General features: G+C 37.9%; 10 protein-coding genes. 6 read left to right on the top strand and 4 right to left on the bottom strand.

Translation table 11 applies throughout. The features are described 5' to 3' along the window. Position 1: 1 nt before the first annotated feature. Together CLV73_RS05530 and CLV73_RS05535 are read right to left on the bottom strand one after the other, a co-directional pair. Positions 2-2890, bottom strand: a complete 2889-nt coding sequence (locus CLV73_RS05530; RefSeq protein ID WP_157798728.1) for a hypothetical protein — start codon at positions 2888-2890, stop codon at positions 2-4. Positions 2891-2894: 4 nt separating this feature from the next. Continuing rightward, a complete protein-coding gene (locus CLV73_RS05535; protein ID WP_100375858.1) occupies positions 2895-4538 on the bottom strand; it encodes a T9SS type A sorting domain-containing protein in 1644 nt (547 codons plus the stop codon). Positions 4539-4931: 393 nt separating this feature from the next. Between CLV73_RS05535 and CLV73_RS05540 the strand changes: the two genes are divergently transcribed. Both CLV73_RS05540 and CLV73_RS05545 read left to right on the top strand, forming a co-directional pair. Continuing rightward, positions 4932-7055: a Tex family protein gene (locus CLV73_RS05540; protein WP_100375859.1), complete on the top strand. Its 2124-nt coding sequence runs from the start codon at positions 4932-4934 to the stop codon at positions 7053-7055. Positions 7056-7066: 11 nt separating this feature from the next. After that, positions 7067-7645: an RDD family protein gene (locus tag CLV73_RS05545; protein ID WP_100375860.1), complete on the top strand. Its 579-nt coding sequence runs from the start codon at positions 7067-7069 to the stop codon at positions 7643-7645. A 65-nt stretch (positions 7646-7710) separates the two neighbouring features. Here the strand turns inward: CLV73_RS05545 and CLV73_RS05550 are convergent, their stop codons facing one another. Continuing rightward, positions 7711-7887 carry a histone H1 gene (locus tag CLV73_RS05550; protein ID WP_039369265.1) on the bottom strand — a complete coding sequence of 59 codons (177 nt, stop codon included), beginning with the start codon at positions 7885-7887 and terminating at the stop codon, positions 7711-7713. Between the two features lie 181 nt (positions 7888-8068). Between CLV73_RS05550 and CLV73_RS05555 the strand changes: the two genes are divergently transcribed. Next, positions 8069-8314, top strand: a complete 246-nt coding sequence (locus CLV73_RS05555) for a hypothetical protein (RefSeq protein ID WP_100375861.1) — start codon at positions 8069-8071, stop codon at positions 8312-8314. A 133-nt stretch (positions 8315-8447) separates the two neighbouring features. Here CLV73_RS05555 and CLV73_RS19100 read toward each other — a convergent pair whose 3' ends face one another. Further along, positions 8448-8561 carry a DUF488 family protein, N3 subclade gene (locus CLV73_RS19100; protein WP_228424336.1) on the bottom strand — a complete coding sequence of 38 codons (114 nt, stop codon included), beginning with the start codon at positions 8559-8561 and terminating at the stop codon, positions 8448-8450. Between the two features lie 323 nt (positions 8562-8884). On the opposite strand from CLV73_RS19100, the gene CLV73_RS05565 reads away from it, so the two are divergent. The 3 genes from CLV73_RS05565 (at position 8885) to CLV73_RS05575 (ending at position 16128) form a co-directional block, all read left to right on the top strand. Then, positions 8885-10288, top strand: a complete 1404-nt coding sequence (locus CLV73_RS05565) for a glycoside hydrolase family 28 protein (protein WP_100375862.1) — start codon at positions 8885-8887, stop codon at positions 10286-10288. A gap of 1 nt (position 10289) precedes the next feature. Further along, entirely contained in the window at positions 10290-13853 is a 3564-nt protein-coding gene (locus CLV73_RS05570) for a DUF4450 domain-containing protein (RefSeq protein WP_100375863.1), read from the top strand. A gap of 139 nt (positions 13854-13992) precedes the next feature. Beyond that, the gene (locus CLV73_RS05575; RefSeq protein ID WP_100375864.1) at positions 13993-16128 is read left to right on the top strand and encodes a hypothetical protein; all 2136 of its coding nucleotides are present in this window, start codon (positions 13993-13995) and stop codon (positions 16126-16128) included. Positions 16129-16192 lie beyond the last annotated feature (64 nt).

The following is a 16192-nucleotide window of genomic DNA, read 5'->3' on the forward strand; positions in this document are numbered from 1 at the left end:
GTTATTGTTTGTAGTTATACTGATATTCTTTTATGGTGTTTCCGTTCACGTCTACTGTTTTGAGCAGCCTGTTGAAGGAGTCGTATTTGTAAAGCTCCATGATTCCATTTGGTGGTATGGTGGTGGTAATTCCAATTAATGGATTATAAGTATAACAGGTCACCATAAAATTCTGAAGTGAAGCATCGTTTTTAAAGGTGTTTAATGCATCAATCAACGCCAGTTCTTTGGCGTCTTCCTGCGCAGCAGTGGCATTGGCATCTTCGTTGGAAGCATTTACAATTGCCGTAATAAGGGAAGCCGGTATATCCGACAGTTTGGCACCTTCTATTTTAGCAATAGGCAACGTTTTGTTGTATCCGTAAATAATGGTTGTGGATATTCCGGTAGAGCCTGCTTCAGGGAATACAGTGTACTGCACGGGATTGCCTTTATCATCATACATATCATAAAAAACATTTTTAATGGATTGCGAAAGGTTATCCGGAAGATAGCTTATCTGGGAGGTCGGATAAAAGTGCGAAGTATTTTCATATTGGGTCTCCGATTTTGATACCGTTGTTCCGTTTCTCTTGGTTTCAACGATAAGCGGAATGTTTGTTATCCCGGCATTCCACAGTCTTGGGTCATTCAGACGTTTATCCCATGGATAGGTTATGGTGGACTCCGTTATAAGGCCATCTGTTCCTGTGTTTTTTTGAGACACAATATTGTAGTCACTGATATTCCTTGTAATTTCTGAGGTACTGGTATAAGTTCCTGACGGCGTATAGGTTTCTGAAATGGTTTTTTGGTTTTTAATAATCCCGTTTCTGACAACATCAATGGGTGTTCCATAATAATCTCCCACCGCAACGTAGGAGCCACCCAGTGAACGCATATCTGAAAGGATCATATCTTTTTGCAGCAAAAGGTTATTGTTATCATAGATTTCTTTTTTTTCAAGCAATCCGTTGGATAGAATATTAGCATACCGTATTTCGTTTCCAACCATAACGAGAGAGTCCTGAGTACTCTGCATGGGATCGGTTTTATCAAAAAGGGTCTTATAGTAATATTTTGTATAGCCTTTGTTAACTCCAACGGTCTCTTTCACATTTTTATAGACTACGGTCTGTATATCTTCAATATCGTTAAGGTAGCCGCTGGTTTTATTGCTGCCGTCAAAATTCTTGTACTCGTACCTTCTTGTTAAGGCATCCGCTACCACATTATTATCAAGATATTCGATCTTTTTTATACGGACTCCTTTACCCGTTATATAATTTTCTGCGGGAAGCGATCTGTAACGGACCCTTTTAATGGTAACAATACCCTTTCCTCCTGTTCCAGTAATTGAAAATGAGTTTTTCCCGGGAGGATATTTTTTATAGCCGCTATCTCCGTCAACGCCTCCCATTAATGCACCATTAATGAAATAATGACCGTCCGCAGGCTGAATGGGCTCATTGGTATATAATTCGGTAACAGCTACATGAAACAGCAGGTAGCTGTGTCCGTCTGCCGCATCGGGATTAGATGGCAATGTAAACAATGCTGTGCTTGTGCCCGAATGCACATCGAAAGGATATGTTCCTATATCTTCATAATACTGAGCTTCCCGGTCCACTACGTTATAAGGAGGCATTGACGCTGCATAATCTGGAGAGCTTTTATCCACAAAATACTGATTCGGTTCAAAAGTATATTTTACTTCAGTTCCATTCGGATATTTTATACTTTGCAATAAGCCGATTCCTAAATATTTAGGGTTTTTATATTCTTCAGGAAAGCATTTGTAAAGCGGATCAATATTGGGATAGTCTGTCCAGTAACCTAAAAAATCAAAATTATTTCCCGAATTGAATACCGGATATTTGATTTCTGTAGTTTCATAGGAAGAACCTGTTCCGTATTTCAATACTTTGCTCAGTATTCTTTTCGTCTGTTCTTCATAGGTAGAGCATCCGTAGTTAGGTCCCTGACCAATAAATCCCCAAGGATAAGTCGTTAGCCTGCTTGTTGTCTGCAACACATATTTCTCAATCTGCTTTCCTGCCGTATTTCTCAATTCTACTGAATTGAGCAGGAAGGGATCCTGATATGATTTTCTGTCAACAGCATTAAAGGTGTAATTAAAATGTATACTTCCAAAATCTTTAGCAATAATTTTACTGGGTTTTAATGATTTAACGGAAATCATCATCTGGTCAGTTCCGGTAAGATATCTTGGAACGGTATAATTATCTTCCTGATATTCAAATGTGACCAGCTCATTTCCATTGACATCATCAATTCTGGACAGATAATAACAACCTGTAAACGCCATGTTTGTTCCTCCGTTGCCCGTTAACAAATAATAAGATTGGTCTAAGGTTTCAAAATAATAGGAAATACCATTTTCATCAATAACCTTAAATTTATATAGGTCCGGCCCTGTTTCTGTCACAGAAATCTGGTATTTATTTTCTGTAATTTTTGACAACTGTAAATTTCCACTTGGGGATTGTTTGAAAAACTGAAAACTCCCTGTTCTTCCTAAAAAATTAAAGTAGTATTTATTGGTAGGCGTTCCGTTCGCAGGATTTACTTCCCGGTAGATCAGGTTAGCCGCTCCAGAAATATTCCATCCTAATCCCGCATCACTAGCCTTACTCTCCATGAATGTGTTGTTGGGGTGGTAACTCAATCCTACATTGACCGATACATTTTTATTATGGGTTGCTATTGAAAAGAATGGAATTTCTATTTCGGGGATTCCCGTAGAGAGTGCAGAGGGTGATTTTATTTTGCTGGCAATCCCGGATGCAGTGGGAGCCGTAATATTTAAACCCGGAATAGCTGACTCGTAAGCCTGTGCTTTAATCGTACTAATGGCGATTAGTATTAGTAATTGTAAGATCTTCTTCATCTGTTTATTTCTTAATCAGTTTAGCATTCGCAGTTTTGTTATCGTCTGTTTTTATCGTAATCAGGTAAGCTCCCTGGATCAAAGGCTGAGTATTGATCTTCGTGACCTTGTTCTTGGTTTTTATTTGTTGAAGCTGTCTTCCTGCCATATCATACATCACAATATCCGCTTCCTTGAAATCAAATCCAATCTCTACATACGCATAGTCTGATACCGGATTCGGATAGATCCTGATATCCTGCTTTTCGATCAATTGATCTACCTGCTGATCTCCGAGTTTTACAATTTTCCAGTTCTCCTTTCCCAGTTCTTCTGCACTGGTTCCTGCCAGGATAATGGATCCGTCTCTGTTCAGCTTAATATCTGCCAGTCTTTCTTCTCTTTTTCTGGATTCGCCTTTTACATGTTTTCTCCACTGTTCATTACCGTTTTCATCTACATACAGCATCCAGAAGGTTTCATCATCGGTTTCTATTCTGCCTTCTGCCTGGGTATAGCCTCCTAGTAATATTCCTTTGGTTAGGTCTTTATTTTTTTCTCTTTCATTGTGGCCTAAGATGACATGCATTCCCATTAAAACATCTCTGTTTTTAAAGTTGTAGGATTTCTGCCAGATTTCTTCACCTCTTTCGTTTAAGGAGATGAGCCAAAGGTCGGTACCTTCTTCTACGCCTACGGTTTTATTGCCTGATCTCTCGGAACGGCTTTCGCCTCCAATGATAAAGCCTGAAGTAGTCATCGCTAAGGTTCTTAAGTGATCGTCTCCTGTTCCTCCATAGTTCTTTTCCCATTCTACTCTGCCTTCTTTGCTGAGTTTAATGATCCAATAATCTCCTTCTCCTTGATTATTCGTGGATTTAGGGTAACGGGATACGGGATTCGGGGTGGCAGTTCCGGAATCTAGACCACGAATCTCGGAACCCGAACTTGTTCCCGAATCTCGAACCTCGGAACTTCTGGAATAAACTCCGAGTAAAACACCTCCATCTTTTGTCGGAATCATTTTTTCTACTTCGTCTAAGCCTTTTCCGCCTAAAATGAGTTGGGAGAGCTCTTTTCCGTTTTTGTCTAGTTTAATGACAAGAACATCTTTGGAACCGTAACCTTGTGCTGAGTTTTGAACATTTCCTGCGACAAAGAATCCTAAGTCAGTGGTTTGGATTACAGCTCTGGCTTCTTCATCGGATGTTGTTCCAATGGTTTTCTGCCATACTTCATCTCCGAATTCATTGATTCTGATAAGCCAGATATCGGAACCTCCTTTGGAATCTTCTTTTTTATCGAGGCCTTTGCCTGAATAAGAAGTTCCTGCAAGAACAAAGCCTCCGTCCTGTGTAGAAAGGGATGCGGAAAGGTAATCGTGGTTCTTACCTGCAAAGTATTTTTCCCAAACTTCTTCTCCCTGCTGATTGAGTTTTACGAGATGGAAATCGTAACCGTTGTTCTGCTTTTGGCTGCTGGCTGCTTGCGACAGGCTTTTAGACTGAATGGAGCTTCCGGTAATTAAGTACTGAAGATCTACGGTTGGAGTCACCTGGCTTAGAAAATCCTGAGTGGTGGATTTGATGTCTTTCTGCCATAGGACTTCCTGAGCGGATAGGCTCAGAACTGTGCATAGGAAATATGCACCGATATAGAGTTTTTTCATCCGAGTTTATTTTGAGTATATTGTTATTAATTTTTTAAAAACGCTGCAAAAATATCACTTTTACTTCATTTGGACAGGATTTGTATTGAAATATTTCGGAAATTCAACATCTTATTTTAGTGTTAATTTATCCCTGATAACGCTAAAACAAAGGTATTCTGGCACAGCGACAAAGTGTGTCGTGTTTAATATTTTAAAATATAAATTTTAGGAAACGAAATCAGAAAAATTTACACTTAATAAAGTGTTTATCAAGGACGACATTGTTACAGAAAAGCATAGTTAAATGAAACCTGTGCTAAGCAGAACACAGTACCATTTGTACTGCTTTTTGTTTATAAGCCCATTATTCTTTTATAAAAAGTCAGTATTTTAGCCATTCAAAAAAATAAAATGAACACGACACGCTATATACAGCAAACACTCAATATATCCGAAAAAAACATCAATGCCACTTTAGAATTATTAGCAGAAGACTGCACCATTCCGTTTATTTCGCGTTACCGGAAAGATAAGACCGGAAACTTGGATGAAACGCAGATCGAACAGGTTTCAAAGCTTAGCAAACAGTTTGAAGAAATTCTTAAAAGAAAGGAAAGCATTTTAAAATCTATTGAAGAACAAAATGCCCTGTCTCCCGAACTGAAGCAGAGAATAGAAGAAAGTTTCGATATTCAGGAGCTTGAAGACCTGTATCTGCCTTTTAAGAAAAGAAAGAAAACCAAAGCTGATGCCGCAAAGGAAAAAGGACTGGAACCTTTAGCCAAAATCATCATGAGTCAAAAAAACAATGATGCATTGTTTTTGGCTTCAAAATACATCAATGATCAGGTTCCTTCTGAAGAGGAAGCTTTGCAGGGGGCAAAAGACATCATGGCAGAATGGATCAACGAAAATATGTATGTCAGAAAAAAGCTTCGCCGGATGTTCCAGAGAAAAGCTGTGGTAACTTCAAAAGTCGTAAAAGCAAAAAAGGATGAAGAAGATGCTCAGAAATTCGCCCAGTACTTCGAATGGGAAGAAAACCTCAGCAGAATCCCTTCTCACCGATTGTTGGCTATGCTTAGAGCAGAAACAGAAGGCTTTGTCAAAATAAATGTAGGAATTGATAAAGAAGAAGCGATCGATTTTATTGAAAATGCCCTAATTAAATCCAGTAACGAAACGACTGAACAGATTTCATTAGCGATCAAAGACAGTTATAAAAGATTATTGGAACCTGCAATTTCCAATGAAACACTGCAGGAAGCCAAGGAAAAGGCAGATAAAAAAGCCATCGAGATCTTTTCGGAGAACTTGACACAATTGCTACTGGCACCACCATTAGGAGAAAAAAGGATTCTCGCCATTGATCCTGGATATAAAAGCGGCTGTAAAGTAGTCTGTCTGGATGAAAAAGGAGATCTTCTTCATAATGAAACTATTTATCCTCACGCTCCCCAGAATGAAAGCGGAATGGCGATGAAAAAGATCCGTTCCATGGTAAACGCCTATCATATTGAAGCGATCTCGATCGGAAACGGAACTGCAAGCCGCGAAACCGAATTTTTTATTAAAAAAATTGCGTTTGATAAACCGTTACAGGTTTTTGTGGTTTCGGAAGCCGGAGCCTCGGTATATTCTGCAAGTAAAATCGCAAGGGACGAATTTCCCACTTATGATGTGACCGTTCGTGGTTCTGTTTCCATCGGGAGGAGACTGGCTGATCCGTTGGCAGAGCTTGTAAAGATTGATCCGAAATCTATCGGAGTCGGACAGTATCAGCACGACGTAGACCAGACTCAACTGAAAAACGAATTGGATTCTACGGTTATGAAATGCGTAAACTCTGTGGGGATTAACCTGAATACTGCAAGTAAGTCATTATTAAGTTATGTCTCAGGAATCGGAGAAAAGATGGCTGAAAACATCGTTAACTATCGTACGGAAAACGGTGCCTTTGAAGACAGGAAACAGCTTAAAAAAGTTCCTAGATTAGGAGAAAAGGCATTTCAGCAGGCGGCAGCATTTGTGAGAATTCATAATGCTAAAAATCCGCTGGATAATTCTGCCGTGCATCCTGAAGCCTACGGAATTGTTGAAAAAATGGCTAAAGATCTGGGAATTAAAACACATGAACTTATTGCAAATAAGGAAAAGATTGCTTTAGTATATCCTGAAAAATATATTACGGAAGATATCGGAATCCTGAGTATTAAAGACATTCTTAAAGAGCTTGAAAAACCGGGATTAGACCCGAGAAAAGCAGCCAAAGTCTTTGAATTTGATCCGAATGTTAAAAGTATTAAAGATCTGAGAACCGGAATGATCTTACCGGGAATCGTAAATAATATTACGGCTTTCGGCTGTTTCGTAGATTTAGGAATTAAAGAAAGCGGGCTGGTTCATATCTCCCAGCTGAAAGACGGGTTTGTTTCGGATGTTAACGAGGTGGTAAAACTGCATCAGCATGTCCAGGTAAAAGTAACAGATGTGGATGAAGCAAGAAAAAGAGTGCAGCTGAGTATGATACTATAAACTATTGCAGCGTGAAAATATCAGAAATTAAAGAAAGAAAAATCATCCACAGACCTACTTTGGATTTTGACGAAGACGGGAAGAGAATCTATCACGCCTATGAATATTACTTGCCCTATAATCCTAGTTTTAAAAATAGTGAAACTCAAAGACTCTTCGCCAAATGGATTGATATGGCTATCTTTTCTTTAATTTTTTATTTGTTATTCAACAAAATACTTATTGCCAGTATTCTGCTTTCAATACCTTGCGTTATTATTTTCGGTGCTATAACTGAGTTTTATTTCGGTACTACTTTAGGAAAGAAAATATTCAGGATGAAAGTCATTGATGATGAAGGGAATTACCCAAGCTTTTTAAAATCAATATCAAGAAATATTTTGTGTCTGGCCAATTTCTATCCTGTTTTTTCAGAACGCACTACTAAAACAGTTGCAATGGGAACCAGAACCGGAACTGTAATGAACTTCAGTATGCATATGAATAACAAAATCTGTAAAACATATATAGTAAAAGAAAGTAAAATAGAAGAAATCAGGAGTCTCTTGGATGTAGAACTTCCTAAAAACAATGAGCGACTTATTGATTAAGCCGCTCATTATTTTTTAATGCATTGAATAAAAAAACCGGCTTAAATAAGCCGGTAAAGAAATTTTTATTTTTTAGATTCTTCAACAGAAACTTTTCTGAAATCTTTGAACAGTTTGCTCAATTCCAAAGCTGCTTTACGAGCTCTAGTCCCAGCTGCCTTGTTTCCTTTCTCAGCTTGTTGGTTAGCTTCAGTTGTAAAAGTTTCGAATTCTGCGTTGATTTTTTCAATTAGTTCTTTCATGTATTTAAAATTTTAGGCTGCAAATATAGGCTTTCAGGCGGATGTAGCCTAGTCTGATTAAAAAAAATTAATATTTAATCCATAAAATTGTTCAAAAAAAGTAAAAACTCAAATAAATACACCCAAAACCTGAACTAACATTGAATTTTTTACTTACTTTTGATACTTCACAAAAAGACCAATGAATAAAAAAGTACTAAGTTTCGCATTCCTTATTTTCTGCATCACTCTTTTATCCGCTCAAATAACCAATACTCCCGAGAATACTGATTCAGTAACTACTACGATCACTCAAGGCGGAATCGGATTGGGATCTGTTATAGCAGTAGTTGCTTCCTGGGACAGAAACCGGTCTATTTTATGGGCCATCATTCACGGAATATTAAGCTGGGTCTATGTCATCTATTTTGCTTTAACAAGAAAGTAAGACTATTTTAAAGATTCCGGATAACGTTTCAATATAATAGGATGACAATATTTTTCATCCTTTGCTGCATATACCTGCGTGATCTTTTCCTGCTTTTTTATGCTGTTGCAGAAATTTTTCGCTCTCATAATTGCTACGCAGTTCCTGCAGATATTTTTCTAAAAAACTCCGGCCACAGATCCGGATCATGATGAAGCCAATGTCTTAATTCCGTGGAGGGAGCAAGATCCTTGTTCCATTCATCAATCTCCGCTTTATCTTTAGAGAGCCCTCTCGGTCATAACGGTCTGCCAAAACACGGTAGCCATCTTTCGGGAAGTCTTTTCGCATACTCGTTTTAAAGCAATATTTAACATCATATACTGTTTTAAGATCTATTAAATAGACTAAGACTTATCTTAATGGTAAGAATATCTATAATTAATTTATCTTTGAAACAATGCAATCGATTACAAATTTAACTCATCCATTATACCTGCCGACAGTGCAGGATAATTTTTAAACGCAATTGATTTAGATTGCAATACATAAAAGGAAATAGCTAAAGTAGCCTTCTTAAAACCTGACATTATGAAAAAATATGCCTTATTCTTTTTAATCCTAGTATTATCCGTACCGTTTTCGGCTCAATATAAACCGTGGACTTCCGCACAACAGCCTTTAAAAGAAATCAAAGCTTTAAAAAAGCAAATCAAAAAACCGGAATTCAGAAAAGTAGATTATTTGATTACCGATTTCGGAGCCGTTGGTGACGGAAAAACAAAAAATACGGAAGCTTTCAAAAAGGCGATTGAAAAATGTAATGCAGAAGGTGGAGGAAGAGTGGTTGTTCCGAACGGAGTTTTCTTAACCGGTGCAATTTATCTAAAATCGAATGTCAACCTTCATTTAAGCGACGGTTCCACAATTTTATTCAGTCAGGACAGCAACGACTACCCTATCGTTTTCACCCGTTGGGAAGGGATGGAATGTATGAATTATTCATCTTTAATTTATGCTTACGAAGAAGAAAATATCGCCATTACCGGAAAAGGAACATTGGACGGAAATGCTGATTTGGACAATTGGTGGTTCTGGTGTGGTGCCACAAAATATGGTTACAACGAAACTCGTCCGGGAAGACAAAATCCGGCCCGTGCGAAGCTTCACGAATATATGGCGCAGAGAAAACCTGCAAGAGAAAGGATTTTCGGGGATGGATGGTATTTAAGACCGAATTTTGTTCAGCCTTACAAGTCTAAAAACTTTTATATGGCGGATGTTTTGGTTAAAAATTCTCCAATGTGGAACCTGAATCCTGTTTTGTGTGAAAATGTTTTAATCGAAAGAGTAAAAGTCATCAGCCACGGACCCAACAACGACGGTTTCGATCCTGAAGCCTGTAAAAATGTGTGGATTAAAGATTCTTATTTCGACACAGGAGACGACTGTATCGCCATAAAATCCGGAAGAGACGAGGATGGAAGAGACATCGGAAGACCTGCCGAAAACCACATCATCGAAAACTGCGAAATGAAAGACGGTCACGGCGGTGTCGTTATCGGAAGTGAAATTGCAGGAGGTGCGAAAAACATTTATGCTATCGGAAATGTAATGGACAGCAAAAATCTTGATCGCGCGTTAAGAATTAAAACCAGCTCTAGCCGTGGCGGAATCATCGAAAACGTATTTTTCTACAACACCAAAGTTGGGGCTTACAAAGAAGCTGCGGTTCGCTTCAATATGCATTACGAAAAGCCAGGAAATCACATTCCAACGATGAGAAATATATGGGTGGAGAATTTAACGGTTGATAAAGGCGGAAAATATGCTGTTTTCTCCGATGCTTACGAAACTTCACCCGTAACCGATTTCACCATGATCAATTCTACCATGAACGGTATTGAGATTCCGTATAAAGTGGATTATATGAAAAATGTTACTTTGAAAAATGTAACGGTAAACGGGAAACCTTTAACTGATCTAAAACCATAAGATGCGAAGGAAAACCATTTTCGCCGGACTCATCGTTTTATCGGCACTCTCCCATTCTTTTGCCCAGTCGAAACACTGGCAGAACAAAGAACGTGAGCTGCATTATAAAGAAGACAAAGGTGATTTTTTATTGGTCAACGGAAAATACCGTTTCAATCGAGCTTTGTATGGCGACAACCGTGCATCGAGAGTTGAAGCGGGAGATTTGCCGGAATTTGCATTGTATCTTCCTGGAATGGGCGGAAATCTTCAGTTTATCATTCAGAAAGGAAATTCAATTAAAAAATTAATTAATGCTGATAAGATTGAAACCCGTTATCGGCCAGGTTCGATGCTGTATGAAATCAAAGACCCAATTCTTGGAAAAGGAAGTTTGAAACTGACCGTCTTGACACAAGCTAAAGAAGAAGGTTTGGTGGTGAAAATGGAAACTGTCAATATAGATTCGTCAACAAAAATCTATGCAGTTTACGGCGGTGCAAGCGGAACAACTTTCAGCAGAAATGGCGACATTGGTGCAGACCCGGAATCCGGATTTTATCTATTGCCGGAATATTGTAGGATTAATGAATATAAGATTAGGAAAAATCAATTTCAACTAAATTATCCAAACAAGAAAAAAGAAATTCAAACCATTAACGGGGGTTTTTCAAATGTAAATTCTCTTCAACTGACAGATGCAAAAACTTTAGAAAATCTTGAGAAGTTCACGCAAAATAAAAATGAAGAATCTCCAATTGTCTATGCCTCTTATTCTTCACAAAGCCAACCTATTTATATCCAGATTGCCAAAGGAATATTATCCAAAAACTTTTCATATGAAGATTTAAAAAACATCTTTAATGAAGCTGAAAAATCACGTTTAACATTAACCAATCGAATTCAGTTAAAAACTCCGGATGCAGATTTGAATAATTTCGGAGCCAATTTAGCGGTTGCCGCAGACGGAATTTGGGAAAGTCCGACTTTCCTTCACGGCGCAGTTGCCTGGAGAATGCGGTTGAATGCTTGGCGAGGAGCTTACACAGCAGATGCATTGAGTTGGCACGACAGAGCAAAAGAACATTTTGAAAGTTATGCCAATTCTCAGGTTTTAAAACCCGATTTTGCGCCTGTAGAAATGGATACGATGCGTCATCTTGCCCGTCACGAAGAGAAAATGGGTACTTCGGTTTTTTCGAGCGGATATATTTCCAGAAATCCGAACGACAACACAAAACCGCATCATTATGATATGAATCTGGTGTTTTTTGACCAGCTATTTTCGCATTTCAATTACACGGGAGACAAAGAATTTTTGAAAAAAAAGTGGCCAACGCTGGTTCGTCATATGGATTGGGAAAAACGAAATTTCAAACGTGGCGATTTGTACGATGCGTATGCTGCTATTTGGGCGAGCGATGCGCTTCAGTATTCGGGTGGAAAAGTGACGCACACTTCGGCGTATAATTACAGAGCCAACCGTGAAATGGCGAAACTGGCGAAAATCATTGGCGAAAACCCTCAACCTTACGAGCAGGAAGCCGATGCGATTTTAAAGGCAATGAAAAATGAACTTTGGATTAAAAACAAAGGTTATTTTTCTGAATATAAAGATGCTTTAGGCAATCAAATCGTTCACGACAAACCGGGAGTCTGGTCGATTTATCACGTTTCAGACGCGTTTATTCTGAATGAATTTGAGAATTATCAGAACTTACAATACATTAATAATCACACACCGAAAATTCCGATTACAGTAAAAGGTGCGGCTCATAAAGACTATTATACTTTAGCGACCACCAACTGGCAACCTTACGATTGGTCGATCAACAATGTGGCGTTGGCGGAAAACTTACAAACCGCTTTGGCGTACTGGCAAGCCGGAAGAAATGAAGATGCGTACCAACTTTGGAAAGGAAATCTGGTTGAATCAATGTACTACGGCATTAGTCCGGGGAATTTTGAACAGCTTTCTCATTACGATGCATTTCGTGGAGAATTGTACAGAGATTTCGCCGACCCAATTGGTGTGGCTTCAAGAACTTTAACAGAAGGACTTTTCGGTGTTTATCCAAATTTGTTGGAAAATAAAATCAGCATCAAACCAGGTTTTCCGAAAGACTGGAATTCTGCCGAACTGAAACTTCCGGATTGGGAGTATCAGTTTAAAAGAACTTCGAAGAAAACTGAATATAATTTTAGTTCAAAGTATCAGAATCCTGTAGCTTTAGAAATGCAGATTCCTGTGAATTATTCCAATATCAAATCGGTTAAAGTAAATGGTAAAAATGTAGATTGGAAAGTTAAACCAAATTCTATTTTACAACCCATTATTCAGTTTGAAACGCCAAAAGGAAAAGATTTTAAAATTGAAATCAATTCTTTAGGTGAAGAAATTAAAAATGAGCAAACCGATTTCAAAAATTATATTTCTGAAAATCTTCAATTGAATTTTGATTCAAAAAAGAAAATTAAAGATATTCTTGACCCGCAGGAATTAGTTAAAAATCGAAACGGAAATCAGTTCAATTTAATTCAGGAAGAAAGAAAAGGAACTTTTTTTGTGCAAGTTGAGCAAAACGGAACCACTTGGTGGCAACCTGTGAATGTAGATATCCGTTTTCCTTTGGAAACAAAATGGGTTAATAAAAAGCTGCAAATTCAATCTAAATCATCGAATCCAATTAATGGAAAATTGAATATTAGTGGTTTAAATAAAACTTTCAGTATTCAAAAAAATCAAAGTGTATCAATTGAAATTCCATCAAATTATTTAAGTAAAGGAACCAATTCTATTGAGCTTGAATACAACGGAATCAAACAAAATATTGAAATCACGGATTGGGAAATTGAAAATCAAGGTCAGTTCAACACTATTTCATTAGCTTCAAAATACAATGAAAAAGTGACTGAGATTTTCAATCAGAAATATCTTTCGCCAAGACTAAAAGTCCCTACGCTGCAACTTCCGTGGCAGGGAATCGGAAACTGGTGCTATCCGCTGATTACCGCACAAATTGATGACAGCGGATTGATGAATAAAAGAAAAAATAACAAAGTTGACTTTCTCGGAATTCCTTTTTTAATTGATAAAACGGATAAAAATATTGCCTTTGCAAGTCAGTGGGACAATTATCCTGATTTAATTGAAATCCCTTTGAATGGAAAAGGAAAGAAAATTTATTTTTTAATGGCTGGCTCTACCAATCCGATGCAGTCGCAAATTGTAAATGGAACAATTACGGTTCAATATGTTGACGGTTCAACTTCTAAATTGGAATTGAAAAATCCAGTGAATTGGTGGCCGATTGAGCAGGACTTGTTTGATGATAATTTTGCTTTTGAAATTCCGGATGATAAAATTCCGTACCGTGTAAAATTGAAAACCGGAGAATTATATAAAGGAGGTACCTTGAGCAAATATTCGAGCATCAAAGGATTTACTGACCGTCAGGTTGATGGTGGAGCTGCAACGATTTTAGATTTGCCAATAAATCCGAATAAAGAATTAAAATCTGTGAAATTAACAGCAGTGAGCAATGATGTGGTGATTGGAATAATGAGCGCGACGGTTTTGAGATAGTAATAATGGTTGGTAAATAAAATATAATTGACGGTTTGTCATTCCGAGGAACGAGGAATCTATTAGAAAATTGAGATTCTTCACTGCACTTCGTTTCGTTCAGAATGACAAACGTGAAAACATAAAATAAAAATTTAAAATGAAGAAAATTGCAATATATCTGAGTCTTTTCTGCATCGGATTTTCGTCCTTGAACGCGCAGAAAATCGACCGTAAAAAAGTTGTTCAGCGACATAATGTGGTCAACACCAAAGCGGATACTTTATCAACTTTGACGGTTGGAAATGGGAAATTTGCGTACACGGTTGACATTACCGGAATGCAGTCCTTCCCTGAATATTACAAGAATGGAGTTTCTTTGGGAACACAATCTGAATGGGGCTGGAACAGTTTTCCGAATACCGAAAATTTCAAATTCGAGGAGACTTTAAAGCCATACGATTTCAATAATGACGGCCGAAAAGCCTTATACAGTGTTCAGATTAAAGAACCGGAACGCAACAAAAAAGCCGTTGAATATTTCAGGGTTAACCAACATCGCTTGCAGTTGGGGAATGTTGGGATTGAACTGATTAAAAAGGATGGACAAAAAGCACAGGTTGCAGATTTACAGAATATCAATCAGAAAATTGATTTGTGGACGGGAATTATCACAAGTGAATTTTCTTTAGAAGGAACTCCTGTAAAAGTCTGGACGGCTTCTTTCCAAAATTCAGATAAAATCGGTGTTAAAATCGAATCGGATTTGGTAAAACAAAAAAGACTTAAAGTTTTTGTAAAATACCCTTATCCGAGTGGACAGTTTTTGGATGAAGCAGCTTTTTACGGAAACGAAGATAAACATTCAACAAAATTGATTTCATCCAACTCAACTCAAGGATTGATTGAACATAAATTACAAACTGCTGATTATTTTACGCAGTTGTACTTCACAGACGGAAAATTAAATGAAGCAGGCAAGCATTATTTCGTTTATGAGCCATCTTCTAAAAATAAAACGGTTGAATTGACTGTTGAGTTTTCAGCTAAAAATCAAAAGACTTCAAAAAGCTTATTTGTTGATGCTGAAAAAGAAAGTACTTCAGGCTGGAAAAACTTCTGGGAAAGCGGTGCAGCCGTTGATTTTGAAGGAAGTACGGACAAAAGAGCCAACGAACTGGAACGCAGAGTTATTTTGTCAGAATATTTAACCAAAGTTCAGTGCGGAGGAAGCAATCCGCCTCAGGAAACAGGCTTGACATTCAACAGCTGGTACGGAAAACCGCATACCGAAATGCATTGGTGGCACGGTGTTCACTATGCTTTGTGGGGAAGACCGGAAATTTTGGAAAAACAATTGGATTATTATTTCAGGTCATTTGATAAAGCTAAAAAATTAGCGGAAAGACAAGGCTACAAAGGAGTTCGCTGGATTAAAATGTCGGATAATGATGGTAATGAAAGCCCGTCTTCCGTAGCCGCATTTCTGATCTGGGAACAACCACATTTGATTTACATGACCGAACTTTTGTACCGTCATAACAAAGACAAAAAAGTGTTGGAAAAATATAAGGATCTGGTTTTTGCAACATCAGAATTTATGGCTGATTTTGCCACGTATGACAAAGAAAAAAATCGTTATAACTTAGGAAAAGGAGTAATCCCAGCACAGGAGGTTTTTCCTGCGAAAGATACTTATAACCCGACTTACGAGGTGGCGTATTGGGATTGGGCTTTGAAAGTCGCTCAGCAATGGAAAGAAAGATTAGGAGAAAAAAGAGATAAAAAATGGGATGATGTCATTTCAAAACTGGCTCCGCTTCCGGTTCAGGATAATGTTTATTTATCCACAGAATCAGCAAAAGATTCTTTCACATTTCCAAAATGGATGACCGACCATCCTTCTGTTTTGGGAGCATTAGGAATGGTTCCTGAATCTCCGAAACTGGATAAAAAGATTATGAAAAATACGTTGGATATCGTCTGGGAAAGATGGAACTGGGAACATACATGGGGTTGGGATTTCCCAATGACGGCAATGACGGCAGCAAGATTAGGTCTTCCTAACAAAGCTCTGGACGCGCTTTTTATGAATATTCAAACCAATACTTATCTGAAGAATGGTCACAATTACCAGGATGGAAGATTGAGAATTTATCTTCCAGGAAACGGGGGTATTTTAACTACCGTTGCCATGATGCTTGAAGGTTGGGACAATTCTACCGGTGAATTTCCGGGCTTTCCAAAGGATGGTTCCTGGAAAATAAAAGCAGAAGGCTTTGAGAAAATGCCTTAATTTTTTCACATTCATATAGTTCAAAGTCTGTTCTGAAAAGAGCAGGCTTTTTCATTCATATCAA

It is taken from the genome of Chryseobacterium geocarposphaerae (genome assembly GCF_002797535.1).
GTDB classification, from domain to species: Bacteria; Bacteroidota; Bacteroidia; order Flavobacteriales; family Weeksellaceae; genus Chryseobacterium; species Chryseobacterium geocarposphaerae.